Source organism: Peribacillus sp. P4_D6 (assembly GCF_056401795.1).
The window spans coordinates 1-591 of sequence record NZ_JBFUIQ010000402.1 but is presented as its reverse complement, the minus strand read 5'-3'; the positions used below and the strand labels follow the sequence as shown (position 1 = coordinate 591).

The following is a 591-nucleotide window of genomic DNA, read 5'->3' as shown; positions in this document are numbered from 1 at the left end:
ATGATGTACCTGTCATCTGTGTGGTCACACAAGTGGATGAATTAGATCCGCCACATTATAAACAAGTACCTTTTGATGCCAATCCTAAGAAAAAAAAGAATATTGATGAAGCCATCGCTTTGATGTCAAAACGATTTAAAGAGAGTGAAATACCACTTTTGAACATTATCCCTACTTGTTCGTATATTGATTTTGATGAAAGCGGAAATATTGAATATGATATGCGTTGGAACATAGATTTGCTTTCTGATTACTTAATTGAGGCCTTACCCAGTGAAGCGAAGCTGAAGACAGCCAAAGCGATGCAGAGCCAATTCGTAAAGAAAAAATTCGCACGGACGATAGTTGGAACGTTTACGGCAATCGCAGGCTTAATAGGTGCGGAGCCAATACCTTTTGCCGATTTTCCCATTTTGACCGGCATTCAAGGTTTGATGATTGTGGTGATTGGTTTTATCGCGGATAAAGAAATCAATACGAAAACGGCAAGTGAATTCATTGCAGCGTTAGGAATCAATGTTGGCATCGGACTCCTTGTCAGGGAAGGTGTCAGGGCTGCAGTCCGTTTCATTCCAGGAGCTGGTCTAGTCG

The 591-nt window shown here is 41.3% G+C and carries 1 pseudogene; it reads left to right on the top strand.

Annotated elements, in window-relative coordinates:
• Positions 1 to 32 precede the first annotated feature (32 nt).
• Positions 33 to 591 (top strand): annotated as a pseudogene (locus AC1DVB_RS27865) (hypothetical protein); the annotation flags it as partial.